The 24098-nt window shown below is 63.4% G+C and carries 27 protein-coding genes; 21 read left to right on the top strand and 6 right to left on the bottom strand.

Going from position 1 to position 24098, the window contains the following annotated elements; translation table 11 throughout:
- Position 1: 1 nt before the first annotated feature.
- The 17 genes from KJP30_RS05130 to KJP30_RS25245 all read left to right on the top strand — a co-directional run bounded on the left by KJP30_RS05130 (position 2) and on the right by KJP30_RS25245 (position 14159).
- Positions 2 to 1279 carry a DNA-packaging protein gene (locus tag KJP30_RS05130; RefSeq protein ID WP_218447912.1) on the top strand — a complete coding sequence of 426 codons (1278 nt, stop codon included), beginning with the start codon at positions 2 to 4 and terminating at the stop codon, positions 1277 to 1279.
- A gap of 242 nt (positions 1280 to 1521) precedes the next feature.
- Positions 1522 to 2721 (top strand): phage portal protein, encoded by a 1200-nt coding sequence (locus tag KJP30_RS05125; protein ID WP_218447911.1) that lies wholly within the window; start codon positions 1522 to 1524, stop codon positions 2719 to 2721.
- Positions 2714 to 2941, top strand: coding sequence for a GTA head formation protein, RCAP_rcc01685 family (locus KJP30_RS05120; protein ID WP_218447910.1), 228 nt, complete (start codon positions 2714 to 2716; stop codon positions 2939 to 2941). Before KJP30_RS05125 ends, KJP30_RS05120 begins: the two co-directional genes overlap by 8 nt.
- Positions 2942 to 3012: 71 nt before the next feature.
- On the top strand, positions 3013 to 3552 hold the full coding sequence (locus KJP30_RS05115; RefSeq protein ID WP_218447909.1) for an HK97 family phage prohead protease: 540 nt from the start codon (positions 3013 to 3015) through the stop codon (positions 3550 to 3552).
- 27 nt (positions 3553 to 3579) lie between these two features.
- Positions 3580 to 4761, top strand: coding sequence for a phage major capsid protein (locus tag KJP30_RS05110; protein ID WP_218447908.1), 1182 nt, complete (start codon positions 3580 to 3582; stop codon positions 4759 to 4761).
- Positions 4762 to 4918: 157 nt separating this feature from the next.
- Positions 4919 to 5512, top strand: a complete 594-nt coding sequence (locus KJP30_RS05105) for a head-tail connector protein (RefSeq protein WP_218447907.1) — start codon at positions 4919 to 4921, stop codon at positions 5510 to 5512.
- Entirely contained in the window at positions 5509 to 5844 is a 336-nt protein-coding gene (locus KJP30_RS05100; RefSeq protein ID WP_218447906.1) for a head-tail adaptor protein, read from the top strand. The genes KJP30_RS05105 and KJP30_RS05100 overlap by 4 nt, the downstream gene beginning before the upstream one ends.
- Complete coding sequence (locus KJP30_RS05095; protein ID WP_218447905.1) at positions 5841 to 6257, top strand: DUF3168 domain-containing protein; 417 nt, start codon at positions 5841 to 5843, stop codon at positions 6255 to 6257. Before KJP30_RS05100 ends, KJP30_RS05095 begins: the two co-directional genes overlap by 4 nt.
- Before the next feature lie 43 nt (positions 6258 to 6300).
- Positions 6301 to 6708 carry a phage major tail protein, TP901-1 family gene (locus KJP30_RS05090; RefSeq protein ID WP_218447904.1) on the top strand — a complete coding sequence of 136 codons (408 nt, stop codon included), beginning with the start codon at positions 6301 to 6303 and terminating at the stop codon, positions 6706 to 6708.
- Between the two features lie 2 nt (positions 6709 to 6710).
- Positions 6711 to 7043 carry a gene transfer agent family protein gene (locus KJP30_RS05085; protein ID WP_218447903.1) on the top strand — a complete coding sequence of 111 codons (333 nt, stop codon included), beginning with the start codon at positions 6711 to 6713 and terminating at the stop codon, positions 7041 to 7043.
- Entirely contained in the window at positions 7030 to 7230 is a 201-nt protein-coding gene (locus KJP30_RS05080; protein WP_218447902.1) for a rcc01693 family protein, read from the top strand. The genes KJP30_RS05085 and KJP30_RS05080 overlap by 14 nt, the downstream gene beginning before the upstream one ends.
- Positions 7227 to 7886, top strand: a complete 660-nt coding sequence (locus KJP30_RS05075) for an RcGTA-type gene transfer agent tail tape measure protein (RefSeq protein ID WP_218447901.1) — start codon at positions 7227 to 7229, stop codon at positions 7884 to 7886. Before KJP30_RS05080 ends, KJP30_RS05075 begins: the two co-directional genes overlap by 4 nt.
- Before the next feature lie 10 nt (positions 7887 to 7896).
- Positions 7897 to 8529, top strand: a complete 633-nt coding sequence (locus tag KJP30_RS05070; protein ID WP_218447900.1) for a DUF2460 domain-containing protein — start codon at positions 7897 to 7899, stop codon at positions 8527 to 8529.
- The gene (locus tag KJP30_RS05065; RefSeq protein WP_218447899.1) at positions 8529 to 9413 is read left to right on the top strand and encodes a phage/gene transfer agent baseplate hub protein; all 885 of its coding nucleotides are present in this window, start codon (positions 8529 to 8531) and stop codon (positions 9411 to 9413) included. The genes KJP30_RS05070 and KJP30_RS05065 overlap by 1 nt, the downstream gene beginning before the upstream one ends.
- Complete coding sequence (locus KJP30_RS05060; protein WP_218447898.1) at positions 9410 to 9844, top strand: NlpC/P60 family protein; 435 nt, start codon at positions 9410 to 9412, stop codon at positions 9842 to 9844. Before KJP30_RS05065 ends, KJP30_RS05060 begins: the two co-directional genes overlap by 4 nt.
- Complete coding sequence (locus KJP30_RS05055) at positions 9844 to 13797, top strand: baseplate multidomain protein megatron (RefSeq protein WP_218447897.1); 3954 nt, start codon at positions 9844 to 9846, stop codon at positions 13795 to 13797. Before KJP30_RS05060 ends, KJP30_RS05055 begins: the two co-directional genes overlap by 1 nt.
- On the top strand, positions 13794 to 14159 hold the full coding sequence (locus KJP30_RS25245) for a DUF7742 family protein (RefSeq protein WP_485020612.1): 366 nt from the start codon (positions 13794 to 13796) through the stop codon (positions 14157 to 14159). The genes KJP30_RS05055 and KJP30_RS25245 overlap by 4 nt, the downstream gene beginning before the upstream one ends.
- On the opposite strand, the gene KJP30_RS05050 is transcribed toward KJP30_RS25245, so the two are convergent.
- The gene (locus KJP30_RS05050; RefSeq protein ID WP_218447896.1) at positions 14069 to 14407 is read right to left on the bottom strand and encodes a TraR/DksA family transcriptional regulator; all 339 of its coding nucleotides are present in this window, start codon (positions 14405 to 14407) and stop codon (positions 14069 to 14071) included. The two genes, KJP30_RS25245 and KJP30_RS05050, sit on opposite strands and share 91 nt — an antisense overlap.
- A gap of 83 nt (positions 14408 to 14490) precedes the next feature.
- On the opposite strand from KJP30_RS05050, the gene cysE reads away from it, so the two are divergent.
- Positions 14491 to 15297, top strand: coding sequence for a serine O-acetyltransferase (cysE, locus tag KJP30_RS05045; protein ID WP_218447895.1), 807 nt, complete (start codon positions 14491 to 14493; stop codon positions 15295 to 15297).
- Positions 15298 to 15430: 133 nt separating this feature from the next.
- On the opposite strand, the gene KJP30_RS05040 is transcribed toward cysE, so the two are convergent.
- The 5 genes from KJP30_RS05040 to KJP30_RS05020 form a co-directional block, all read right to left on the bottom strand.
- Positions 15431 to 16732, bottom strand: a complete 1302-nt coding sequence (locus KJP30_RS05040; protein ID WP_218447894.1) for a pyruvate dehydrogenase complex dihydrolipoamide acetyltransferase — start codon at positions 16730 to 16732, stop codon at positions 15431 to 15433.
- A gap of 58 nt (positions 16733 to 16790) precedes the next feature.
- Positions 16791 to 18173: a pyruvate dehydrogenase complex E1 component subunit beta gene (locus KJP30_RS05035; protein WP_218447893.1), complete on the bottom strand. Its 1383-nt coding sequence runs from the start codon at positions 18171 to 18173 to the stop codon at positions 16791 to 16793.
- A gap of 4 nt (positions 18174 to 18177) precedes the next feature.
- Positions 18178 to 18561, bottom strand: coding sequence for a VOC family protein (locus KJP30_RS05030; protein ID WP_218447892.1), 384 nt, complete (start codon positions 18559 to 18561; stop codon positions 18178 to 18180).
- Between the two features lie 3 nt (positions 18562 to 18564).
- On the bottom strand, positions 18565 to 19560 hold the full coding sequence (pdhA, locus tag KJP30_RS05025; protein WP_218447891.1) for a pyruvate dehydrogenase (acetyl-transferring) E1 component subunit alpha: 996 nt from the start codon (positions 19558 to 19560) through the stop codon (positions 18565 to 18567).
- A 107-nt stretch (positions 19561 to 19667) separates the two neighbouring features.
- Positions 19668 to 19970, bottom strand: a complete 303-nt coding sequence (locus KJP30_RS05020) for an FtsB family cell division protein (protein ID WP_218447890.1) — start codon at positions 19968 to 19970, stop codon at positions 19668 to 19670.
- Between the two features lie 217 nt (positions 19971 to 20187).
- Here KJP30_RS05020 and KJP30_RS05015 point away from each other — a divergent pair, with 217 nt between their 5' ends.
- From KJP30_RS05015 to ftsZ, 3 genes are all read left to right on the top strand, one after another.
- Positions 20188 to 21195 (top strand): alpha/beta hydrolase, encoded by a 1008-nt coding sequence (locus KJP30_RS05015; protein ID WP_218447889.1) that lies wholly within the window; start codon positions 20188 to 20190, stop codon positions 21193 to 21195.
- Between the two features lie 95 nt (positions 21196 to 21290).
- Positions 21291 to 22307 carry an alpha/beta hydrolase gene (locus KJP30_RS05010; RefSeq protein ID WP_218447888.1) on the top strand — a complete coding sequence of 339 codons (1017 nt, stop codon included), beginning with the start codon at positions 21291 to 21293 and terminating at the stop codon, positions 22305 to 22307.
- A gap of 143 nt (positions 22308 to 22450) precedes the next feature.
- Entirely contained in the window at positions 22451 to 24067 is a 1617-nt protein-coding gene (ftsZ, locus tag KJP30_RS05005; protein ID WP_246594352.1) for a cell division protein FtsZ, read from the top strand.
- Positions 24068 to 24098: the final 31 nt, after the last annotated feature.

Genomic DNA, 24098 nt, shown 5'->3' with positions numbered 1-24098 from the left:
CATGACCCCGGGGGAGCGCCTTGCGCTCCCCTATCTTTTTGAATTCTGGGCGCATCCGCACCAGTTGCCGCCAGAGGGCGATTGGCGGACCTGGGTGATCCTGGGCGGGCGGGGTGCGGGCAAGACGCGCGCTGGGTCGGAATGGGTGCGGGCACAGGTCGAAGGTCCGAAACCGCTGGACCGGGGCAGGTGCCGGCGGATCGCGCTGATCGGCGAAACCTATGACCAGGCGCGTGAGGTGATGATCCAGGGAGACAGCGGGATCATGGCCTGTACGCCACCGGACAGAAAGCCGAGGTTCATCCAGTCGCGCCGCACTCTGATCTGGCCAAATGGCGCCGAGGCGACGATTTTTTCCGCGCAGGATCCCGAAGCGCTGCGGGGGCCTCAGTTCGATGGCGCCTGGGCGGACGAACTGGCGAAATGGAAAAAAGCGCGGGACGTCTGGGACATGTTGCAGTTTGGTCTGCGGCTGGGGTCGTCGCCGCGAGTTTGCGTCACGACCACGCCGCGCAATGTGGATGTACTGAAGGAGCTGCTGGAGCTTTCGTCCACCGTTTCGACCCACGCCAAAACCGAGGCGAACCGGGCGCATCTTGCGGCCTCGTTCCTCGAAGAAGTCCGCGCGCGGTACGCCGGGCAATCGTTGGGGTTGCAAGAGCTGGACGGCATCCTGCTGGATCAGGTGGACGGGGCGCTGTGGACACGTGAGATCCTTGACGGGGCGCGGGCGGGGCGGCAGCCCGATCTGGACCGGATCGTGGTAGCAGTGGATCCGCCTGCCGGATCCGGGCCGCGCGCCGACGCTTGCGGTATCGTGGTCGCGGGCATCGTCGAAGCCGAGGATCCGCGGGACCGGCGGGCCTATGTTCTGGAGGATGCCTCGGTTCAGGGGCTGTCGCCTACCGGATGGGCCGAGGCGGCAATCGATGCGGCCCGTCGATGGGAGGCAGATCGCATCGTGGGCGAGGTCAATCAGGGCGGCGATATGGTGGAAACGACCTTGCGGCAGATTGATCCCTACGTGGCCTTCAAGGCGGTGCACGCGACGCGCGGCAAATCCGTGCGGGCAGAACCGGTGGCGGCGCTTTACGAACAGGGTCGGGTGAAACATGCGCGCGGGCTGGACGAGGTCGAGGCGCAGATGTGCCTGATGACGTCGCAGGGGTTTGAAGGCGCGGGCAGCCCTGACCGGGTGGATGCGCTGGTCTGGGCGTTGACCGAACTGATGCTGGACCGGCCTGCGGTGCGGCGTGTGCCGCAGGTGCGCGTCTTGTGAGCCCGGTCACGCGGCGCGCCGGGGCATGGCCGGCGCGCCGCGCGGTGGTGTTGCGCAAGGGCCGGACGGTGGTGTGACACGGTTTTAAGGCGCCGGGCCTAGTGTCCTTCACGAGACACGGAGGTGGGCAACCTTCGGAACGATCTGAAAACGAAACTCTCTGCGGCGGGCGGGCCGGTGGCCCCGCGCGGACGGGACGGGTGCGGGCCGCTGGGCCGGATGGGAACAAGGAGCGACTTGGCATGGTATTCGATTTTCTGCGGCGGGGCGGACAGGATGCGGGGGCGCAGACCGCGCCCGAGGCCAAGGCCTCGGCCACCGGTCGGCTGGTGGCGCATCTGAATGGCGGTCGCGTGGCGTGGAGCCCGCGGGACACGGTATCGCTGACCAAGCAGGCCTTTGCCGGGAACCCGGTCGGGTTTCGTGCGGTCAAGCTGATCGCCGAGGCGGCGGCGGCGCTGCCGCTGGTTTTGCAGGACAATGCGACGCGCTATGCCGAGCATCCGATCCTGAAACTGGTGGCGGCTCCGAACCCTGGCCAGGGCCGCGCCGAACTGTTCGAGGCGCTGTACGGTCAACTTTTGCTGTCCGGGGACGGTTATGTCGAGGCCGTGGCGGGCGAAAGCGGGCTGCCTTTCGAGTTGCACGTCTTGCGCAGTGACCGGATGAGCGTGGTGCCGGGGGCGGATGGCTGGCCCGTGGCCTATGAATATGCGGTGGGCGGGCGCAAACATCGGTTTGGCGTGACGGGCAGTGTGACCCCGGTCTGTCACATCAAGGCCTTTCACCCGCAAGATGACCACTATGGCCTGTCGCCTTTGCAGGCAGCAGCGCAGGCGGTGGATGTGCACAATGCCGCGTCACGCTGGTCCAAGGGGCTGTTGGACAATGCTGCGCGTCCATCAGGAGCCATCGTCTGGACCGGGGCCGATGGCCAGGGGCAACTGAGCCCGGAACAGTTCGACCGGCTTCAGGCAGAGATGGAGATGCATCATCAAGGGGCCCGGAATGCGGGCCGTCCGATGCTGCTGGAAGGAGGACTGGACTGGAAGCCGATGGGGTTTTCGCCCTCGGACATGGAGTTCCAGAAGACCAAGGAATCCGCCGCGCGCGAGATCGCGGTGGCATTCGGAGTCCCGCCCATGATGCTGGGGATCCCCGGCGAGGCGACCTACGCCAATTATGCCGAGGCGCACCGCGCCTTTTATCGGCAGACGGTTTTGCCTCTGGCGACCAAGGTCACGAACAGCGTTGGCCGCTGGCTGTCGAACTGGATCGGCGAGGAGGTGGTTCTGGGGCCGGATCTTGACCAAGTGCCCGCCCTTGCCGCCGAGCGTGATGCCCAGTGGAACCGCGTTGCGCAGGCCGATTTCCTGACCCCGGTGGAAAAGCGCCGGATGCTGGGACTGCCGGCCGAGATGGAGGAGCAGAGCGGTGACTGAGTTGCGATCGCGGCACGAGTCCTTTGCCTGTGCGCCGGGCCTGCGTCTGGAGGCGCATGAACGGGTCAGCAAGTTGCAATTCGATGCGCTGACCGACCGGTTCCAGCGGCTTGAAACGCTGATGGAACGCTTGGAACGGCGATTGTGGCTGACGGTCTACGGGGTGGCCGCGGCGATCCTTGCAGATGTCTTTCAGGGGTTGCTGTCCGCGGCGCCCTGACCGGGACCGTTTTGCGAACAGGCCGCAGGGCTTTGCCGGCGGAAACCCGGATCCAAGGAAAGGAATGTAGGATGGAGCTTGAACACAAGTTCAGCCGCTTTGACGCGGATGTGACGGTCGATGGACGGCGGATCGAAGGCTATGCCTCGTTGTTCGGTGCCTGCGATCAGGGCGGCGATGTGGTTGCGAAAGGAGCCTATGCCCGGTCGCTACAGCGGCTGACCGAAGAGGGGCGCGCGGTCAAGATGCTGTGGCAGCATGACCCGGCGCAACCGATCGGCATCTGGGACGAGGTGCGCGAAGACGAGCGCGGCCTCTACGTCAAAGGCCGTCTGCTGGACAGTGTCGAAAAGGGCCGCGAGGCGGCGGCGCTGATCGAGGCCGGTGCGATCGACGGGCTGTCGATCGGGTACCGGACGCTGAAGGCGGCAAAGAACGACAAGGGCCATCGTGTCCTGACGGAACTGGAGCTTTGGGAGGTGTCACTGGTGACCTTTCCGATGCTGCCCAGTGCGCGGGTGGCGTCCAAGGGGGAAACCCCGGACGACACCGCCCTGCGTGACCTGGCGGAGGCCCTTGAGGCCATGCGCCACAACCTGGCGGGCGGCTGACGCGCGCCACTCATGAGGGAACCAAGGATGAGCGAAACCGAGACCAAGTCTCGGACCGGGGAAGATCTGTCTCCGGTCGCCCGGGTGAGTGCCGCGATGGCGGGACTGATCGGGGACTACAAGGCCCTTCAGGCCACCCTTGAAGAGAAGCTTCAGAAACAGGAAGAGCGACTGACGATGCTGGATCACAAGACCGCGCAAGCGAACCGTCCGGTGCTTTCGACCCGGACCGAGGTCGAAGCCCCCCACCAGAAGGCCTTTGACGCCTACCTTCGCACCGGCGATGACGACGCCCTGCGCGGGATCGAGCTGGAAGGCAAGGCCATGTCCACGGCGATCAACTCGGACGGCGGATTCCTGGTGGATCCGCAGACCGCGGACATCATCAAGTCCAAGCTGGATTCGAAGGTGTCGATCCGCGCCATTTCCAACGTCGTGAACGTGGACGCCTCGTCGTTCGACGTGCTGATCGACCTGAATGACACCGGCGCGGGCTGGGCCAACGAAACCTCGGCCACCGCCGAGACAGGCACGCCCACCATCGAACGCATCTCGATCCCGCTGTTCGAACTGAACGCCATGCCGAAGGTGTCGCAGCGCCTTCTGGACGACTCGGCCTTTGACGTCGAAGGCTGGCTGGCGTCGCGGATCGCTGACAAGTTCGTGCGTGCCGAGGCGTCTGCCTTTGTCAACGGCGATGGTGTCGACAAACCGACCGGTTTTCTGACCCATGCGACCGTCGACAATGACGTGTGGAGCTGGGGATCGCTGGGCTATGTGCCTTCGGGGGCTGCCAGCGATCTGGGGGACGGCGATTTCCTGATCGACCTGACCTACGCGCTGGACGCGCGCTATCGTCCGAACGCGAGCTTCGTCATGAACTCCAAGACCGCTGCGGCAATCCGCAAGCTGAAGGACAATGATGGCCGCCACCTGTGGACCGATGGTCTTGCGGCTGGCGAACCGTCGCGCCTGCTGGGCTATCCCGTCCTTATTGTCGAGGACATGCCCGACGTTGCTGCGGATGCCTTCCCGGTGGCCTTCGGCGATTTCGGCGCTGGCTACACCGTGGCCGAACGTCCGGACCTGCGTGTTCTGCGCGATCCCTTCAGCGCCAAGCCGCATGTCCTGTTCTACGCCTCCAAGCGCGTGGGCGGCGACGTGAGCGATTTTGCCGCGATCAAGCTGGCCCGTATCGCCGTCAGCTGACCCCGGCCATGAGATGGGAGGCGGGCCGCGTGGTCCGTCTCTCTGAGGGCGCGCGCCTGTTCATGTTGTCCAGCTACCCCTCCGCCCGTGCAGCCTGGGCGGCGCGCGCCCGACCGCCTGGCGGACAAGGGATGGTCGAGGAATTCGGAGAAGAAACATGATGTTGGTGGAAGAAACCCTGGTATCGGATGCGGTTCTGCCGGTTGATGCCCTCAAGGATCACCTGCTGATCGGCAGCGGTTTTGCCGAAGGCGACTTGCAGGATCCGGTTCTGGTCTCGTTTTTGCGCGCCGCCCTTGCAGCAATCGAGGGGCGGACTAGCAAGGCGCTGATCGCCCGCGGGTTCCTGATGACAATCGACGATTGGGCTTCGCGGAGCGAACAGAAGCTGCCCGTAGCCCCGGTTCAATCGGTCAACGAGGTCTCGATCATTGACGCCTATGGTGTCGCAACCCGGCTGGATCCGTCGACTTATCGTTTGCAGAAGGATGCATTTGCGGCGCGGCTCCGTCCAATGTCGACCCTGCTGCCTTCGGTTCCAACCGGCGGATCGGTCGAAATCAGGTTCGACGCGGGCTATGGTGCCAGTTTCGAAGCCGTCCCCGAGGATCTGAAACAAGCGGTCCTGATGCTGGCGTCGCATTACTACGAATACCGGGCCGACACCGCGCTGGGACAGGGCTGTATGCCCTTTGGTGTTACCAGTTTGATCGCCCGTTATCGACCCGTGCGCATGGGGCTGGGCGCATGAGGCGGGTTTTGAACCGACGTCTAGAGCTGGAAGCCCCTGACCGGGTGAGCGATGGGGCTGGCGGATTTCAAGAGGTCTGGGTCGCGCTGGGCACGCTTTGGGCCAGCGTCAAGCCGCGAACCGGGCGACTGACCAATGGCGAAACCGGCGCGGTTTCGGTTGGCGGATTCAAGATCGTGACGCGCGGCGCCCCGCAAGGGCACAGCAGCCGCCCCGAGCCGGGGCAGAGGTTTCGGATGGGCACGCGGGTCTTTCGGATCGAAGCCGTAACCGAAGAAGAGCCCGGTGGCCTCTACCTGATTTGCCAATGCCAAGAGGAGGTCGCGCCATGAGCTACGGAGTTTCTGCGGCCTTGCAGGCGGCGGTTTATGCCCGGTTGCAGGCCAATTCAGCGCTGGGCGCGATCGTGGGCGGGAACATATACGATGCTTTGCCGACCGGGGCCGTTCCGCCGATCTACGTCGCCCTGGGGCCAGAGAAGGCGCGCGACGCCAGCGATACGGGCGGCAATGGCGCCTGGCACGAGTTCATTGTTTCGGTGGTTACCGCGAATGCGGGGTTTCAAACCGCCAAGGAAGCTGCGGCCGCTGTCAGCGACGCGCTGCATGGCGCGGATCTGACACTCAGCCGTGGCGTCTTGGTGGGCCTTTGGTTCCAGAAGGCCAAGGCCGGACGCGAAAGCCGCGGGTTGCGGCGGATCGATCTGAGTTTTCGCGCAAGGGTCGAAGACAACGGGGCGCCCTGATCGGGGCCCGGACTGAAATGACATTTTCGCAGGAGTGAAAGCAATGGCGGCACAGAACGGTAAGGACCTTCTGATCAAGGTGGACGTGGGTGGCACGTTCGAAACATTGGCAGGACTGCGCGCGACGCGCATCAGCTTTAACGCCGAACAGGTCGACGTAACTACGTTGGAATCCACGGGTGGCTGGCGTGAGCTACTGGCGGGAGCAGGCGTCAAATCGGCCAGCCTGAGCGGCTCTGGTGTGTTCAAGGATGGCGCAACGGATGAACGCGCGCGACAGATCTTTTTTGACGGCCAGACACCGGATTTTCAGGTCATCATCCCGGATTTCGGCACCGTCGAAGGCGCGTTTCAGGTGACTGGCATCGAATATGCGGGGTCGCACAATGGCGAGGCCACCTATGAACTTTCTCTGGCCTCGGCAGGTGCCCTGAGCTTCACGGCGGTCTGACGATGGGCAATCCGTGGCGGGGGGATGTGGTTCTGGTCATAGATGGCCAGAGCCGCGAGATGCGGCTGACGCTGGGAGCTTTGGCCGAACTCGAAGCAGGGTTGGACAGCGGTTCGCTGGTCGAACTTGTCCAACGGTTCGAAACCGGTGGCTTTAGCACGCGGGACGTGCTGGCCCTGATCGTTGCGGGTTTGCGCGGCGGTGGCTGGACGGGCCGAGCGTCGGATCTTTTGGCCTCCGATATCGAAGGCGGTCCCATGGCGGCGGCGCGCGCGGCCGCAGAGCTCTTGGCGCGGGCCTTCATGTTGCCGGAGAGCAGTGATGGCAGGGTTTGACTGGCCTTCATTGATGCGCGCCGGAATGCGGGGGCTTGGGCTCAAACCTTGGGAATTCTGGGCGCTGACCCCGGCCGAATTGCAACTGATGCTGGGCGAAGGTGGTGGTTCTAAACCAATGGACCACGGTCGATTGACCGAACTGATGGCTGCCTTTCCCGACGACACGCGAGGTGACGGAACATGAGTGACATGATCGACGATCTTGAAGTGCAGGTTGATGCACTGGAGACCTCTCTGGGCGGCGCGATCGGCATGGCGGCACAGTTCGACGCCGAATTGAAGCGGATCCACGAGACATTTTCCGCCACCGGTCGCGGCGCTGCCAAGTTGGAAGCCACCCTGAGTCGCGGCGTGGCCAAGGCAATCGACGGAGTTGTGTTGGATGGGATGAAACTGTCCGACGCGCTGAAGACCGTCGCACAGTCCATGATCGACGCGGCTTGGAAAGCGGCTGTCGCTCCGGTGGCCAATCATGTGGGCGGGCTGTTGTCGTCCGCGGTTTCAGGAATGTTCGGTGGATATGCGCCGTTTGCGGACGGCGCCGGGTTTGCACAGGGGCGCGTGATGCCTTTTGCCAATGGCGGCGTTGTCAACAGTCCGACATTTTTCCCGATGCGCGGCGGAACCGGGCTTATGGGCGAAGCCGGGCCAGAAGCGATCATGCCGCTGACCCGGGGCGCGGACGGCAAATTGGGTGTCCGCGCCCAGGGCGGCGGACAGGCGCCGGTGTCGATTGTCATGAACATTTCGACCCCGGATGCGGCGAGTTTTCAGCGCAGCCAAAGCCAGATCGCAGCCCGCATGAGTCAGGCGCTGAGCCGTGGCGCACGAAACCGCTGAGGAGGAAGACATGAGTTTCCACGAAGTGAGATTTCCAACCGACCTGAGCTTTGGTTCGGTTGGAGGTCCTGAGCGGCGGACGGATATCGTGACGCTGACTTCGGGCTTTGAAGAACGCAACACACCTTGGGCGCATTCGCGGCGCCGGTACGATGCGGGACTGGGTTTGCGGTCTCTGGATGACCTTGCCGAATTGATTGCGTTTTTCGAGGCGCGCCAAGGGCAACTGTTTGGGTTTCGCTGGAAGGACTGGGCAGACTTCAAGTCCTGCGCACCATCGCAGACGCCTTCCTCTGCGGATCAGCTGATTGGCACCGGTGATGGGGCAACGCAAGCTTTTCAACTGACCAAGACCTATTCCTCGGGAGGGGCAAACTATGCGCGTCCGGTGACAAAGCCGGTGGTCGGGACGGTCCTGATCGAGGTGGACGGGATTGGTTTGACCGAAGGGGCTGGTTTCTCGGTGGATGAGGCCACTGGTATTGTGACCTTGGAGACAGCACCCGGCGTCGGACAGGATGTTCGGGCAGGATTCGTTTTTGATGTGCCGGTGCGGTTCGACACGGACCGCATCCATGTCAGTGCGAGCGCCTTCAATGCGGGGCAAGTGCCGGACGTGCCTGTTGTGGAGGTCCGGGTCTGATGGGGGCGGCGGAACTTGACACGCATCTGCAAGCTGGCCTGACCACGGTCGCCCGAGCTTGGGCCTTGACGCGGAAAGACGGACAGCGGTTGGGGTTCACCGACCACGATCGGGACTTGAGCTTTGACGGTCTGGTGTTTCGGGCCGATAGCGGTTTGTCAGCCCGGGCATTGAGCCAAGCCACGGGTCTATCGGTCGACAATACCGAAGCCATGGGAGCCCTCAGCGCAAATGCGATCAGTGAGTTGGACATTGCGGCGGGACGCTATGATGGTGCCGAAGTCGTCGCTTGGCTGGTGAATTGGGCGGATGTTTCCGCCCGCCGCATCCTGTTTCGCGGAACCATCGGTGAAATTCGCCGGGGCGATGGCGCTTTTCACGCAGAGTTGCGCGGACTGACCGAGGCGCTGAACCGTCCTGTTGGGCGTGTCTATCAACGCCCGTGTACTGCGGTTCTTGGAGATCGTGATTGTGGCTTCGACCTGTTGGCGGGAGGCTACGTTCACGAGGGGGCGCTGGTTTCCGTGGAGGACAACCGGGCATTTCTGGTGGGCGCGCTTGCCGGTTTTGCAACAGGTTGGTTCCAACGCGGCAAGCTCGAACTGCTGAGCGGTGCCGGGCAGGGAATTGCGGCCGCAATCAAGCAAGACTTTCAGCGAAGCGATGGCGCGCGGGTTATCGAGGTTTGGGAACCGCTCCGCGTGGCCATTGAAGCGGGCGACCAAGTTCGACTGACCGCCGGTTGTGACAAGCGGTTCGGAACCTGCCGCCTGAAATTTGGCAACCAGCTGAATTTTCGCGGGTTCCCCGATCTGCCCGAAGAGGATTGGATCACGGTTCATCCCAGCTATGCCAAACGCCTGAATGGAGGGAGCCGCAGATGACAAGGGTGGTCGCGGCGGCACGAGGCTGGATTGGCACGCCGTATGTTCATCAAGCGTCGTGTAAAGGCGCAGGTTGCGATTGTCTTGGCTTGTTGCGCGGTGTCTGGCGGGAATTGATCGGTGACGAGCCCGAACGGGTGCCCGCCTATAGTATGGACTGGTCGGAACCGCAGGGCGATGAACGCCTGTGGCGGGCGGCCATGCGCAACCTGACACCCAAGCCGTCCGAGGACGCCAAGGCCGGGGATGTCCTGTTGTTCCGCATGCGGGACGGGGCGATTGCGAAACATGTGGGGCTTCAGGCGGAGACAGGTCCCGAGGCCAGTTTCATCCATGCCTATTCCGGGCACGGCGTGATCGAGAGCCCGCTGAGCGGGCCGTGGGCGCGGCGCATCGTGGCCCGTTTTGCCCTACCAACGGAGACTGAGTGATGGCGACGATCCTTCTTTCTGCCGCGGGTGCGGCTATCGGCAGTTCGATCGGCGGGTCTGTTCTGGGCCTGTCAATGACGGCTGTTGGCCGCTTTATTGGTGCGTCCATCGGTCGAACGCTGGATCAGCGATTGCTTGGGGCCGGATCCGAAGCCGTCGAGACGGGCAAGATCGACCGTTTCCGGCTGACGGGGGCCGGCGAGGGTGCCCCGGTTGCACAGGTCTTTGGCCGCATGCGTGTGGGCGGGCATGTGATCTGGGCCACCGAGTTCAAGGAACGGGTCAAGGAGTCCGGCGGTTCAGGCAAGGGAGCCCCGGTTCAGCCAACCGTGCGAGAGTTCAGCTATTCCGTGAGCCTTGCTCTGGCGCTGTGCGAGGGAGAGATCACCTCGGTCAACCGGGTTTGGGCGGATGGCGCGGAAATCGCCGTGTCCGAATTGAACATGCGGGTGTATTCCGGGACGCAGGATCAACTGCCAGACCCCAAGATCGAAGCCGTTGAAGGCCCGGGGACTGTGCCAGCCTATCGCGGGACGGCCTATGTCGTCATCGAAGACCTTTCGTTGTCGCGGTTCGGCAATCGTGTGCCGCAATTCAGTTTTGAAGTCACCCGCCCGGATTTGTCGGAAGGCGAGGTGCCGGACTTGGTGAGAGGGGTCGCTATGATCCCTGGAACCGGAGAGTATGCACTGGCCACTGAGCCTGTCTACATGGGGTTTGCCGGGGCGACATTGCAGAATCCCTTTGGTGTCGGGGAGGACGGTCAGGCTGTTGCGAATGTCAGTTCGCCTTCTGAGGAACCCGATTTTGTCACCTCATTGAGGCAGCTCACGGATGAAGCCCCGAACTGTGGTGCGGCTTCGTTGATCGTGAGTTGGTTCGGCGACGATTTGCGGTGCGGCAACTGTACGATACGGCCGAAGGTTGAACAGGACACTTTCGAAGCGAAATCCATGCCCTGGAGCGTTGCCGGTATCTCGCGCGATGAAGCCCAGATAGTGCCGTTGCAGGACGGTCGGCCCGTCTATGGCGGAACGCCGGCGGATGCCTCGGTCATACAGGCCATCCAGAAGATGCAGGCCGAGGGATTGGCCGTGATGTATTATCCGTTCATCCTGATGGATCAGATGGCGGGCAATGGCCGGTCCGATCCGTGGACGGGGAGCGCGGATCAACCGGAATTGCCTTGGCGCGGTCGCATCACCCTTGGCGTGGCACCCGGGCAACCGGGATCAACAGACCAAACGGTGGCTGCCGAAGCAGAAGTTGCGAGTTTTTTCGGAACTGCCGCCGCCAGTGATTTTACGTTGTCCGGGGCGTCCGTGTCGTACAACGGTCCCGACGAATGGAGCTATCGGCGCTTTATCCTGCATCAGGCGGCGCTCTGTGCTGTAGCAGGGGGCGTGGCGGCATTCTGCATTGGGTCTGAAATGCGTGGATTGACGCAGATCCGGGGCGCGTCAGGCTTCGCCGCGGTCGAAGCGCTCAAGGCTCTGGCAACAGAGTGCCGCGTCCTGTTGGGGCCCGATGTGAAAATTGGCTATGCAGCCGATTGGTCCGAGTATTTCGGTTACCATCCGCAGGACGGATCCGGTGACCTATACTATCATCTCGATCCGCTTTGGTCACATACCGAGATCGACTTCGTCGGGATCGACAACTACATGCCGCTATCTGATTGGCGTGATGGTGACGCTCATGCCGATGCCGCTTGGGGTGCGATCCATGACTTGGGCTACCTGCGAAGCAATATCGAAGGTGGCGAGGGCTATGACTGGTACTATGCCTCGCAAGCCGATCGGGATGCGCAGGTTCGAACTCCGATCCTGGACGGGGCGCATGGCGAACCATGGGTCTGGCGGTTCAAGGACATTCGGAATTGGTGGGGGCAAGCCCATCACGAACGGGTTGGCGGCGTGCGGCAAGCACAACCAACGACATGGCAACCTGAGTCCAAGCCGATCTGGTTCACCGAACTGGGCTGTGCGGCCCTGGACAAAGCCACGAACGAGCCCAACAAGTTCCTTGATCCGAAATCTTCGGAATCCGATCTGCCGCATTACTCCAGCGGCCTGCGGGACGAGGCGATCCAGCAACAGTACATTAAGGCTCAGCTTGGTTACTGGGGGGAGGCGGAACACAATCCGGTCTCGTCAGTTTACGGTGGGCCGATGCTGGATCTCGAGCGGTGTTTTGTCTGGGCATGGGACGCGCGGCCGTATCCCTGGTTCCCGGCGAACGACGACTTGTGGTCGGACGGTCCGAACTATCGCAGCGGACATTGGCTGAATGGCCGGATTTCCGGCCGCAGCCTTGCCTCGGTCGTCGAGGAAATCTGCACCCGTGTTGGTTTGACAGAGATCGACACCAGCCGTCTACACGGGTTCGCGCGGGGTTACGCCGTTTCACAAGTAACCGACGCCCGGCGCGCCTTGCAGCCCTTGATGCTGGCCCATGGCTTCGATGCTGTCGAACGCGATGGCGTTCTGGAATTCCGGATGCGGCGAGGGCAAGGCCCGGTCGATCTGTCACGCGAAGACCTTGCCATCAGCGAGGAGATCGAGGGGGACGTGCTGGAAATCCGCGCAAGTGAAGCCGAGATGGCCGGACGGGTGCGGGTCCAGTTCGTTTTGGCCGATGCAGATCATCAAGTCGCTTCGGAGGAGGCGATCCTGCCCGATGACGCCACACATGCCGTTTCCGAAACGGACCTGCCGCTGGCCATGACCCGAAGCGAAGGGAGGCAGACGGCCGAGCGTTGGCTGGCCGAGGCGCGGGTTGCACGGGACAGTTTGCGTTTTGCCTTGCCTCCGTCAAAACTCGCGCTGGGCGCGGGGGATGTTGTGCGACTGCCCTCGCAAAGCGGGCCGATCCTTGCGCGAGTGGACAAGGTGGAGGTCATGGAACATCAGGTTGTCGATGCGGTGCGTATCGAACCGGATGTGTTCACGCCCTCACGGATGCCAGAGGAGAGCGCTCCGATCCGGACCTTTTCGCCCGCAGTACCTGTGACACCCGTCTTTCTGGATCTTCCGCTGATGAGCGGGGACGAAGTGCCCCATGCGCCGCACATTGCGCTGACCGGCGTACCATGGCCCGGGGCGGTTGCCGTTTACGATGCGGCACAGGACTCGGATTATGCGTTGAACGATGTCATTGCCCGCCAGTCGGTCATTGGCCTGACCGAAACCGTCTTGCCCGCCGCGCGGCCCGGTGTGATCGACCGGGGCGCTGGGCTGAACGTTCGTTTGGCCAGCGGAACGCTTCAGTCGATCAGCGACGCGGGGCTCCTGTCAGGTGCGAACCTGATGGCGATCGGTGACGGCTCGCCCGGAAATTGGGAGTTGTTTCAGTTCAGGGATGCTGATCTGGTTTCCGAGGGAGTCTGGCGTCTGTCTCACCGCTTGCGGGGGCAGGCGGGCAGTGACGGCCTGATGCCAGAGGTCTGGCCGGTGGGATCCTGGGTGGTCCTTCTGGATGGGGCGCCTGCCCAGATCGGTCTGAAGGCGCTGCACCGGGGGCTGGAGCGGCATTTCAGGATCGGACCCGCTGGCAAGACCTATGATCATCCGGCCTATGAACATCTCAGTCACGCCTTCGACGGCAATGGTTTGCGACCTTACCGACCGGCCCACCTGCGCGCCGAACCGATGGGAGGGTACAGCGACGAAGGCGGCGGTCTGTTGATCAATTGGGTGCGCCGGACGCGGATCGAAGGCGATGCCTGGGGACGCAGCGAGGTCCCACTTGGCGAAGAGCGCGAGGCCTATCTGGTCACGGTCCGCCAAGGCGATACGGTTGTGCGTGAGGAAACGGTTCTTGCGCCGGTCTGGGTTTATGGTGCGGGTGCACAGGCCGAGGACGGGTTGAACGGAGCCTTTACCCTGTCGGTGGCGCAGGTTTCGGAACGCTACGGGCCGGGTCTTGCGGCCGTTCTGGAGCTGTCGGCGTGAAGCCGGTGCTGCCCGGCGACGTCAGCGCGGCGGCGCGGGCCTTGTTGCCCGTGCCGCCGGACGCTCGACCTGCATTGGCGCGGCGGCTGATCGAGGCCGCCAGTGCCGCCGATGCGCATTGTCGCCAGACCGGGCGCGCCCATGCGCGCTGGGGCAACGGGACGTTGATGGCGGCAGCCTTTGGCTGGCCGCAAGGGCGGGAAGTCTGCTTTGAAGATTCGGACTTTCTGCATTGTCAGATCACGGTGATGGCGGCGCTGCGAGAGCGGGGTCAACCAGAGGCGCAGGAAATACAGCGTATGGCGGCGGGATCGAGGTCCAGCCGTTTGGGGGCGATGCTGTCGCCACTTTCCTCGCAATAGCCAAATGTGCCACTGTCGATCCGGTCCCTTGCGGCCCTAAGAGCGCGCCGCAAGGCATCTCGGCGGGCCTGCGTGGCCTTGGCCATGGATTGGTTCAATAGGGCGTCCTGCCGTGACAGGCGCCCGACGGCCTGTTGGTCAAGCTGAACGGTCGATTGTCCCTCTCGACCAAGGGCGTCTTCGTCGTCCAGTTCAATCAGCCGGACGGCGATTTGCCTGCGGAATCGGGCAATTTCGGACTCATCCATGTCGGTCATTCACCTCATCACGGATTTGCGTTTCGATCCGGTGACCCTATCTGATAGGGTCACGGCGTCAAAGGAGGACAGCCATGGCCGAAACGCGCGCACATCTGGCGGAATTGGACCCTGTCTGGGCCCGCATCCGAAGCGAAGCTGAAAAGGCGGTGATCGACGAACCGCTGTTGGGCGGCTTGGTGCACTATTCGATCCTGCACCATCCCTCGATAGACAGGGCGCTGAGCTACCGGATTTCGTTGAAGCTTGCCAATCCCGAGATGTCGGAGCAGATCCTGCGCGAAATCTGTGACGAGGCCTATGGCGCGGCTCCGGAACTGGCGCTGGATGCACGTGCGGATATTACCGCCACCTACGAACGCGATCCCGCCTGCCACCGCTTTCTGCAACCGCTGTTGTTCTTCAAGGGGTTTCAGGCAGTACAGGCGCACCGGGTGGCACATTGGCTGTGGACAGAGGGCCGCCGGGATCTGGCCTATTTCTTCCAGATGCGATCGTCCGAGGTTTTCGGCATCGACATCCATCCGGCGGCGCGCATCGGCAAAGGTATCATGATCGACCACGCGCATTCCATCGTTATTGGTGAAACGGCGGTTGTGGGCGACAATGTGTCGATGCTGCATTCGGTGACGCTGGGCGGGACCGGCAAGGAGGAAGAAGACCGTCACCCGAAGATCGGCAACGGGGTTCTGATCGGGGCCGGGGCGAAGGTTCTGGGCAATATCAAGGTGGGCGACTGCTCGCGGATTGCCGCCGGGTCGGTGGTCTTGCAGGAGGTGCCGCGCTGCAAGACGGTGGCTGGCGTGCCCGCCAAGGTGGTGGGCGAGGCGGGCTGTTCGCAACCGGCGGTCAGCATGGATCAGCTGCTGCGGCAGAGCTGAGGTTCTTGCCGGTTTGATTGAGCGGAGGCGCGCCCTTGGGGCGCGCCGCTTTTGGTTTCGGGGCAGGGGCGCTGCCCCTCTGCCGCTGGCGCGGCATTCACCCCGGGATATTTCGAGACAGAAGAAAGGCCGGTCAGGCCAGCAGGGCGATCGGGTTTTCCAGCCCCTGCACGATGGCTTGCAACAGTTCCGCGCCGAGGGCGCCGTCGATGACCCGGTGATCCACAGAGAGCGTCACCGACATGACTGTGGCGACCGTCAGACTGCCGTCGTCGGCCACGACCGGTTTCCGGACCCCGGCACCTACGGCGAGGATGGCCCCGTGCGGCGGGTTGATGACCGCGTCGAAATTATCGATGCCGAACATGCCCAGATTGGAGATGGCAAAGCTGCCGCCCTGGTATTCATGGGGGGCGAGTTTGCGGTCACGGGCGCGGGCCGCCAGATCCTTCATTTCCGCGGAGAGGGTCGAAAGCGTCTTTTGCTGGGCATCCCTGAGGACGGGCGTGAAGAGCCCGCCTTCGATGGCGACCGCCACCGCCACGTCGGACGGGGTGAGTTGCAGGATCCGGTCGCCGGCCCAGACCGCATTGGCGGCGGGCACCTCTTGCAGCGCCTGCGCACAGGCCTTGATGATGAAATCATTGACCGAAAGTTTCACACCGCGCGAGGCCAGTTGGTCGTTCAACTGTTTGCGGAAAGCCATGAGGGCGTCGAGGCGAATGTCCCGGCGCAGGTAGAAATGCGGGATGGTTTGCTTGGCCTCACTCAGGCGGGCGGCGATGGTGCGTCGCATGCCATCAAGCGGCACCTCGGTATGCGGACGGTCGGCGTAGGTCTTGAGCACGGCATCGGCGCTGGCAGGCTGTTGCGGGCCGGTTTGTGCGGGCGCCGTCGGGGTCGGGGACGGGGGTGAAACCGGTGCTGTGCCCTGTTCTGCCGGGGGGACGCTGACCTGTTCGACATCCGCCTTGACGATGCGTCCGCGCGGGCCGCTGCCGGCGATCTGCGCCAGGTCCAGCCCTTTCTGAGCGGCGATGCGGCGGGCAAGGGGAGAGGCAAAGACGCGGTTGCCGTCGTTGCGCGGGGCCGGCGGCGCTTCGGCCGGTTCTCTGGGCGTGCCTTCTCCGGTGGCCGGGGCCGGCGTTTGGGGCGCGCTGGCCGTGGGCTGAGTAATATCCTCGGCGTTTTCGCCGTCTTCGAGCAGGACGGCGATGGGGGTGTTGACCCTGACCTCTGCCGTGCCTTCGGGAACGAGGATCCGGCCCATGGTGCCTTCGTCGACGGCTTCGAATTCCATCGTGGCCTTGTCGGTTTCGATCTCGGCGATCACGTCACCGGCCGAGACCGTGTCACCTTCTTTGACCAGCCATTTGGCCAGTGTGCCCTCTTCCATCGTTGGGGACAGGGCGGGCATGAGGATTTCTGTGGGCATCGGGCCGTCCTCTCTTACTGGTCTGTTCGGCTATGGGGCGCGGTAGCAAAGGCCATGTTCACCGGTAGCAGACCTTCTTTGCGGCGGCGACAACCTCGGGTGTGGTCACCAGCGCGTGGCGTTCCAGGTTGGCCGCATAGGGCATGGGCACGTCCTTGCCGGTGACGTTCAGCACCGGCGCGTCGAGGTAGTCAAAGGCCTCTTGCATGAGGACCGCCGAGATATGGTTGCCGATGGACCCCACGGGCCAGCCTTCTTCGATGGTGACGCAGCGGTTGGTCTTTTGCACCGAGGCGATGACCGTGGCCGTGTCGAGCGGGCGCAGCGTGCGCAGGTCGATGACTTCGGCGCTGATGCCGTCCTCGGCCAGTTTTTCGGCGGCCTCAAGTGCGTAGGTCATCCCGATGCCGAAGCTGACAAGTGTCACATCGGTGCCGGCCTGCCAGATGCGGGCCTTGCCAAAGGGCACGGTAAAATCCTCCATCACGGGGACCTCGAAGCTGCGCCCGTAGAGGATTTCGTTTTCGAGGAAGATCACCGGGTTGGGATCGCGGATGGCGGATTTCAGCAGGCCCTTGGCGTCGGAGGCGCTATAGGGCATGGCAACCTTGAGACCCGGAATATGCGCGTACCAAGCGGCGTAATCCTGACTGTGCTGGGCCGCGACGCGGGCGGCGGCGCCATTGGGGCCGCGGAAAGTGATCGGACAGCCCATCTGCCCGCCAGACATGTACAGCGTCTTGGCGGCGGAGTTGATGATCTGGTCCATCGCCTGCATGGCGAAGTTGAAGGTCATGAACTCGACGATCGGTTTCAGCCCGCCAAAGGCCGCGCCGACACCGATGCCAGTGAACCCATGTTCCGTGATCGGCGTGTCGATCACACGTTTGGAGCCGAATTCGTCCAGCAAGCCCTGGCTGATCTTGTAGGCGCCCTGATACTCGGCAACCTCCTCACCCATGAGGAAGACATCGCCGTCAGCGCGCATCTCCTCGGCCATGGCGTCACGCAGTGCCTCGCGCACGGTCTGTTTCTTGGTCTTGGTGCCTTCGGGCCAGTCTGGTTCGACCCGGGTTTCGGGCAGAGGTTGCGCGGGGGCGGTTGCGGCTTTCTCGCCGGCCCCTGACGGGGCCACCTCGGCAGCCGCCGTGGCCTGCGCCGGGGGCGCCGTGGCCACGGGCGCATCATCAAGTGTTTCGCCGTCTTCGACCAGAACCGCGATGGCTGTGTTCACGGCGACGTTCTGGGTGCCCTCGGGCACAAGGATCCGGCCCATGGTCCCTTCGTCCACCGCCTCGAATTCCATCGTGGCCTTGTCGGTTTCGATCTCGGCGATCACGTCGCCGGCGGACACGGTATCACCTTCCTTGACCAGCCATTTGGCCAGCGTGCCTTCCTCCATCGTGGGGGACAGGGCGGGCATGAGGATTTCGGTTGCCATGCGGTCAATCTCCCCGCGTTTCGGGCGTGATGAAGCCCACAATGTTTCCTTCGCCGTCCTCGACATAGGCCGCGCGGCCAATCCCGGGGTAATCGGCGGGCGGCAATGCCTCGGCGCCGCCATTGTCCAGCGCCCAGCGGTAACGGTCATCGCAGTCCGCCACCTCGAAGGTCAGGGTGCAGCCGCGCACCGGGGACTGCGGGGCAGGGGCCGCATCCATGCGTTTCATGATGCCCCCGGTCAGATCCGCGCCAAGGTTGTCGCCGTCCACGAGGTGATAGTCGATTTCTTCCGCGCCGGGCATCGGCGAGAAACGCCAGCCGAACAAGCCGCCGTAGAACCGCCGGGCGCGTGCCGGATCGGCGGCGTGAATTTCGAAATGCGGCATCGCTCAGGCCTCCGCGTAGATGTCGGTCCAAAGCTCGTCCATGGCGGGCTCGGGGCTTTCGCGGGCGAACTCGGCAGAGGCGTTGACCACGGCCTTGATCTCTTTGTCGATGGCCTTGAGATCCTCTTCGGAGGCATGGCCGCCCTGCACCAGCATCTCGCGGACGTGGTCGATGGGGTCGCGTTCCTCGCGCATCTTCGACACCTCTTCGCGGGTTCGGTACTTGGCCGGGTCCGACATGGAATGCCCGCGATAGCGGTAGGTCTTGATCTCAAGGATATAGGGGCCTTTGCCCGCGCGGCAGTGTTTGACCGCCTTCAGCCCCGCGTCGCGGACCGCAAGCACATCCATGCCGTCGACCATTTCACCGGGGATGCCGAAGGCATTGCCGCGATGGAAGATGTCCGGCGTCGAGGTGGACCGCTTCATCGCGGTGCCCATGGCGTATTGGTTGTTTTCGATCACGAAGATCACCGGCAGGTCCCAGAGCGCGGCCATGTTGAAGGTCTCGTAGACCTGGCCCTGATTGGCGGCACCATCCCCGAAATAGGTAAAGGTCACGCGGCCATTGCCCTTGTACTTGTCCGCAAAGGCCAGCCCGGCGCCCAGCGGCACCTGCGCGCCGACGATGCCGTGCCCGCCGTAGAAATGCTTTTCGCGGCTGAACATGTGCATGCTGCCGCCTTTGCCCTTGGAATAGCCGCCCTCGCGGCCTGTCAGTTCCGCCATGACGCCGTTCGGGTCCATGCCACAGGCAAGCATGTGGCCGTGATCGCGGTAAGAAGTGATGCGCTTGTCGCCTTCCTCGGCAGCGGCCTCCAGCCCGACCACGACGGCCTCCTGCCCGATATACAGGTGGCAGAACCCGCCGATCAGCCCCATGCCGTAAAGCTGGCCGGCCTTTTCCTCGAACCGGCGGATCAGCAGCATGTCGCGGTAGAACTGCGTAAGTTCCTCGGGCGAGACATTGGGTTTCGTCGTCGTCTTGCGGGCTGCCATGCCGTCTCCTCCCCAGCACTTGTTCAAGGCTGAACTACTTTTGAGGAAGCTTAGGCGCGGGGACCGGCGGCGTAAAGCCTGATCGCCTGTCGCGGGGGCGGGCGGCTTTACTGAACGACGATCTCGTCGCTGCGCATCAGGCCCAGCACATCGCGCGCCTGTTGGTCCAGCAGGTCCAGGTCAAGAAACTCGTCCGACAGGCGGTGCGTGAGGTTTTCCATCCGCGCGACCTCGGCCCGCAGCTCTTGCAACTCGCGTTCCAGCCTGTCCCCTTCCACCGCGATTTCCGCACGGCGAAACAGCCCGAAATCCCCCTGCACGGCGGCAAAGGTGAAATAGGCCGACAGGCTCAGCGTCACGGTAAAGAAGACAAGGGCCCCCAGCGAAGGCCGCGGTCGACGGGTTGTCATTTATCTGCCTCGATCACGCCTCTTGCAGCGGGCGTATGACATGAGTCTGACACAGCCGCGGGGCAATGTGAATCCCGCGATAGGCCGGTTTCCGAATCGGCATGAAATTAAGGTTTTGTGCGTTGCATTTATGCCAATTCCCGGGATTCGCACGGATTCGTGAGATGGAATGACTTTGGAGTCGACCAATAGGCCCGCATGGCGCTATGTGCGCCTCATGAACCGCGTTCTGATCCTGTTTGTCCTGAGTTTTGCGCTGATCGGTTGCAGCCCGCGCGGCTCGGTGACCGTGGTCGCAGGGTTCAAACCCGCAGCCCTCGGGGCCAGTTTGCAACCGGTCTTTGTCGCCTCGGACCGCCGGGTGATCGGGGATGGGTCGCAGGCGCTGCCGCACCACAGCTTTGGTGCCGAGCGGGATACAGAACTGCGTTATGGCCGACTGGACATCTCGATCCCGCCGGTCCACCAGCCGGGGCAGATCGAATGGCCCCGCCACGATCCGCCCGATCCTGCGCTGCATTTCGTCACCCGCTCGGGCGAGCGGTACGCCAACCAATATGCCTTTCTGCGGGACATCCCGCGCGCTGGTCCGGCACAGGACGTGGTGCTGTTCGTGCATGGGTTCAACGTTAACAACGCCGAAGCGGTCTATCGTCTGGCGCAGATCGCGCATGATTATGAAACCGACGTACCGGTGATTTCCTTCTCGTGGCCGTCGGCAGGGGATGCGCGGGGCTATGTCTATGATCGCGACAGCGTGATCTTTGCCCGCGACGATCTTGAATCGTTGTTGACCGGGCTTGCGGCGGACGGTCGGCGGATCCTGATCGTGGCACATTCCATGGGTGGCCAACTGGTGATGGAAACGCTGCGCCAGATGTCGATCTCGGGCAAGGGCGGAGCCTTGCGGCAACTGTCCGGCGTGGCGCTGATCAGCCCGGACATCGACGAAGACGTCTTTTTGCGGCAGTCCCGCCGGATCAGCCCCTTTCCGCAGCCCTTCATGATCATGGTTTCGACCCGAGACAGGGCGCTGGGTCTGGCGGCCTTCCTGACCGGCAAACCTTCGCGGCTGGGTTCCATTCAGGATCCTTCGCGGCTGGGCAACCTGCCGGTCGAGATCATCGATCTCAGCGATATCGAAGGCGGCGATCGTGCCGGTCATTCCACCGCCTTTACCGCGCCCGCGGCCATTCGGCTGCTGCGGGATCTGGGCGGCACCTGAGTGCGCCATTCAAAACGTTGCATGCTTGCACGGACCGGGCGGCTTCGTGCATTTGGGGCTGGAAACGAATCGCGGTCCACGTAAATTTTTCGCGCATGACGAGAGGCTTATTCATTGTCCTGCTGTGCGGCCTTGTGGCTGCCTGCACCCCGCGTGGCGAGATTGACCATGTGCCACGGGCGGCGCCCGGGGCCATCGACCTGCGCCGTGTCTTTGTGGCGACCAATCGCAACCTTGCTCCGCAGGGCGACCTCAGCCTTGTCCGGCAGACCTTTGGCGCGGACCGGGCGCGCGAACTGCGTTATGGCTGGGCCGATATTTCCATCCCGCCCGGCCATAAAGAGGGCGAGATCGAATGGCCCGGCAATGCTAGGCCCGATCCCTCGCGGCATTTCGTTACCCGTGACGGTGCCCCTTATGAGGACAAGCGCGCCTTTCTGAACGGGCTGACCGCCGCCTCGCAACCGGGGCGCAAGGACGTGGTCCTGTTTGTGCATGGGTTCAATGTCCGCAACGCCGAAGCCGTCTATCGCGTGGCGCAGGTGGCGCATGATTTCGACGCCAAGATCCCGATTGTCCTGTATTCTTGGGCCTCGGCGGGGCGTGTGCGCGGCTATGTCTATGACCGCGACAGCGTCATGTTCTCGCGCGACGGGCTGGCCGAGGTCTTGCGCGACCTGACGGGCAGCGGATGGCGCGTGACGCTGGTGGCGCACTCCATGGGGGCGCAACTGACGATGGAGGCGCTGCGGCAGGCCTCGATCGCGGGGGATGAAAAATCGCTGACGTCGCTGCGCGGTGTCGCGCTGATCAGCCCGGACATCGACGAAGACGTGTTCGTTCAGCAGGCGCTAAAGATCAAACCCTTCCCCGAACCTTTCCTCGTCCTTGTGTCCAAGCTGGACTCGGCGCTGAGCGTTTCGGCCTGGCTGACGGGCAAGCCATGGCGCCTTGGTTCCATCCAGGACAAGACGCGGCTGGCGGGTTTGCCGATCCGGATCGTTGACCTCAGCAATGTGGCGGGAGGGGATCGGCGCAAACATCTGACCGCGCTGACCGCGCCCGAAGCGATCAAGATGCTGTACAAGATGGAACGCGAACTGGGCCGGTAACTGCGGACTGACCCGGACGAGCGCCTTTCCGCGACCTCCGGGCGATGGCGCTGCAAACTAGTTTTCCGATGCTGCGTCCACCGCAAACGCAGCCTTCCACCTGGCTCTTGGCATGGATCAGGGCTGCGCGCAGAGGCATGTGAATGGTACCCGACTGGCTCAATCTTCTGGCATGTGGGATCACTGTCGCCTCTGGCGGGCACGCGGTGCATGGGTCTGTCGCGGGGTTTCGGCGGGCAAGGAAAATCGATGCCGCCAATGACGCCATGCTGTACCGGCTGGAACAACTGGACGGCCAGATCGCCTCGTTGGACGGCAAGCTGTCCCGGCTGTCCGAGAATGTGTTTGCCTCCGATCATGTCGGCATCACGCTGACAGCGGGCGAAGCTCCCGCCGACAGGATCGCGCCTGACCGGATGCAGGGCCTGTGCTCGGGGGCCGACCTGATCGTCGACAGGCCGGTTTCCTCAAGCGACGGGTTGTTGAAACGTTTCGAAGAAGCCCCGGACGATTTCCTTGTCGGAATCCGGCCGCTGACCTCGGAGAACGATGATCTTTCCCTGCTCCAAGACCCGACGATGGTGCCCTGGCATTTTCAAAAGTGGGGAATGGATCTGGTTGGCTTTGCCAAGCGCGGATTCATCGATTCTCTCGGGGTCACTTACCGACCGATCCCCTTGGGGCAGTTTCCGGCCCGGACGGTTCCCTTGGGGGCCGGGCAGGTAGGGGGCGGACCCGGACGGCAGGCAGACGGGGATCTGACCCATGTGCAGCCCGCCATCCTGCATCTGCTGCGCAAGCAGAACCAGCGATACCATGCGACGCTGGAAACGCCCCGGATCTCGGTGTTTGGAATTGGCGGCGCGGGCAGCAATGCCGTCAACAACATGATCGCCAAGGCGATGGCCGGTGTCGAATTCGTTGTCGCCAACACGGATACCGGGCAACTGGCGAAATCACGGGCCGAAAACCGGATCCAGCTTGGCGCGCGCGTTGCGGAAGGCATGGCCGCCGGAGGGCGGGCCGCTGTTGGGGCGGCGGCGGCCGAAGAGAGCATCGAACAGATCGTGGATCATCTGGCCGGGGTGGATATGTGTTTTATCACCGCCGGCATGGGGGGCGGCACCGGCACGGGGGCCACGCCCATTGTCGCGCAAGCCGCGCGCGAGCTGGGCTGTCTGACGATTGGCGTGGTGACCAAACCCTTTCAGTTCGAAGGGGCCAAGCGGATGCGGCAAGCCGAAGACGGGATCGAATGCCTGCAAAGGGTGGTCGACACGCTGATCGTCATCCCGAACCAGAACCTGTTTCGACTGGCCAACGAAAACACCACCTTTACCGAGGCATTCTCGATTGCCGACGACGTGCTCTACCGGGCCATTGCCGGGTTCTCTGACGTCATGACGCAACCGGGGCTGGTCAACCTTGAGTTTCCGGACATCAAGGCCCTGCTTGGATTTTCGGGGACGGCAACGGTTGGTTTCGGGACGGCGGAGGGCGCACAGCCCGCACGGGACGCGGTGTCAAGCGCCTTGTCCAATCCCCTGCTGGAACCGCTGAACGGCAGGACCGCACGTTCGGTTCTGGTCAACGTTATGGGGGATCAGGACCTTGGCCTGGCGGATCTGGAACAGGCGCTTGCCTGTATACACGAACAGTTTGGGCCCGAGACCGAGGTCCATCTTGGCTCGACCACGCGAAATCTGGGCAAGGGCCGTGTCAGCGTCTGGTTGTTCGTGACCGACGGGACCGGCACCTAGAAGCATCGGGCATCGCAACATCGTCAAGCGC

The sequence above is a fragment of the Antarctobacter sediminis genome (genome assembly GCF_019218285.1).
Classification (GTDB): domain Bacteria; phylum Pseudomonadota; class Alphaproteobacteria; order Rhodobacterales; family Rhodobacteraceae; genus Antarctobacter; species Antarctobacter sediminis.
Note: the sequence above shows the minus strand (reverse complement) of the source record. Positions and strands in the feature narration are given on the sequence as shown.

What these genes read in the sequence shown, in the direction of transcription:
- KJP30_RS05115 (WP_218447909.1), top strand. Translation starts at nt 3,013, where the DNA reads ATGGAGCTTGAACACAAGTTCAGCCGCTTTGACGCGGATGTGACGGTC.
- KJP30_RS05090 (WP_218447904.1), top strand. Translation starts at nt 6,301, where the DNA reads ATGGCGGCACAGAACGGTAAGGACCTTCTGATCAAGGTGGACGTGGGT.
- KJP30_RS05070 (WP_218447900.1), top strand. Translation starts at nt 7,897, where the DNA reads ATGAGTTTCCACGAAGTGAGATTTCCAACCGACCTGAGCTTTGGTTCG.
- KJP30_RS05040 (WP_218447894.1), bottom strand. Translation starts at nt 16,732, where the DNA reads ATGCCCACAGAAATCCTCATGCCCGCCCTGTCCCCAACGATGGAAGAG.
- KJP30_RS05125 (WP_218447911.1), top strand. Translation starts at nt 1,522, where the DNA reads ATGGTATTCGATTTTCTGCGGCGGGGCGGACAGGATGCGGGGGCGCAG.
- KJP30_RS05055 (WP_218447897.1), top strand. Translation starts at nt 9,844, where the DNA reads ATGGCGACGATCCTTCTTTCTGCCGCGGGTGCGGCTATCGGCAGTTCG.
- KJP30_RS05050 (WP_218447896.1), bottom strand. Translation starts at nt 14,407, where the DNA reads ATGGATGAGTCCGAAATTGCCCGATTCCGCAGGCAAATCGCCGTCCGG.
- KJP30_RS05035 (WP_218447893.1), bottom strand. Translation starts at nt 18,173, where the DNA reads ATGGCAACCGAAATCCTCATGCCCGCCCTGTCCCCCACGATGGAGGAA.
- KJP30_RS05060 (WP_218447898.1), top strand. Translation starts at nt 9,410, where the DNA reads ATGACAAGGGTGGTCGCGGCGGCACGAGGCTGGATTGGCACGCCGTAT.
- KJP30_RS05105 (WP_218447907.1), top strand. Translation starts at nt 4,919, where the DNA reads ATGATGTTGGTGGAAGAAACCCTGGTATCGGATGCGGTTCTGCCGGTT.
- KJP30_RS05085 (WP_218447903.1), top strand. Translation starts at nt 6,711, where the DNA reads ATGGGCAATCCGTGGCGGGGGGATGTGGTTCTGGTCATAGATGGCCAG.
- KJP30_RS05095 (WP_218447905.1), top strand. Translation starts at nt 5,841, where the DNA reads ATGAGCTACGGAGTTTCTGCGGCCTTGCAGGCGGCGGTTTATGCCCGG.
- KJP30_RS05015 (WP_218447889.1), top strand. Translation starts at nt 20,188, where the DNA reads ATGAACCGCGTTCTGATCCTGTTTGTCCTGAGTTTTGCGCTGATCGGT.
- KJP30_RS05075 (WP_218447901.1), top strand. Translation starts at nt 7,227, where the DNA reads ATGAGTGACATGATCGACGATCTTGAAGTGCAGGTTGATGCACTGGAG.
- KJP30_RS05100 (WP_218447906.1), top strand. Translation starts at nt 5,509, where the DNA reads ATGAGGCGGGTTTTGAACCGACGTCTAGAGCTGGAAGCCCCTGACCGG.
- KJP30_RS05010 (WP_218447888.1), top strand. Translation starts at nt 21,291, where the DNA reads ATGACGAGAGGCTTATTCATTGTCCTGCTGTGCGGCCTTGTGGCTGCC.
- ftsZ (WP_246594352.1), top strand. Translation starts at nt 22,451, where the DNA reads ATGGTACCCGACTGGCTCAATCTTCTGGCATGTGGGATCACTGTCGCC.
- KJP30_RS05080 (WP_218447902.1), top strand. Translation starts at nt 7,030, where the DNA reads ATGGCAGGGTTTGACTGGCCTTCATTGATGCGCGCCGGAATGCGGGGG.
- pdhA (WP_218447891.1), bottom strand. Translation starts at nt 19,560, where the DNA reads ATGGCAGCCCGCAAGACGACGACGAAACCCAATGTCTCGCCCGAGGAA.
- KJP30_RS05030 (WP_218447892.1), bottom strand. Translation starts at nt 18,561, where the DNA reads ATGCCGCATTTCGAAATTCACGCCGCCGATCCGGCACGCGCCCGGCGG.
- KJP30_RS05110 (WP_218447908.1), top strand. Translation starts at nt 3,580, where the DNA reads ATGAGCGAAACCGAGACCAAGTCTCGGACCGGGGAAGATCTGTCTCCG.
- cysE (WP_218447895.1), top strand. Translation starts at nt 14,491, where the DNA reads ATGGCCGAAACGCGCGCACATCTGGCGGAATTGGACCCTGTCTGGGCC.
- KJP30_RS05065 (WP_218447899.1), top strand. Translation starts at nt 8,529, where the DNA reads ATGGGGGCGGCGGAACTTGACACGCATCTGCAAGCTGGCCTGACCACG.
- KJP30_RS05130 (WP_218447912.1), top strand. Translation starts at nt 2, where the DNA reads ATGACCCCGGGGGAGCGCCTTGCGCTCCCCTATCTTTTTGAATTCTGG.
- KJP30_RS05020 (WP_218447890.1), bottom strand. Translation starts at nt 19,970, where the DNA reads ATGACAACCCGTCGACCGCGGCCTTCGCTGGGGGCCCTTGTCTTCTTT.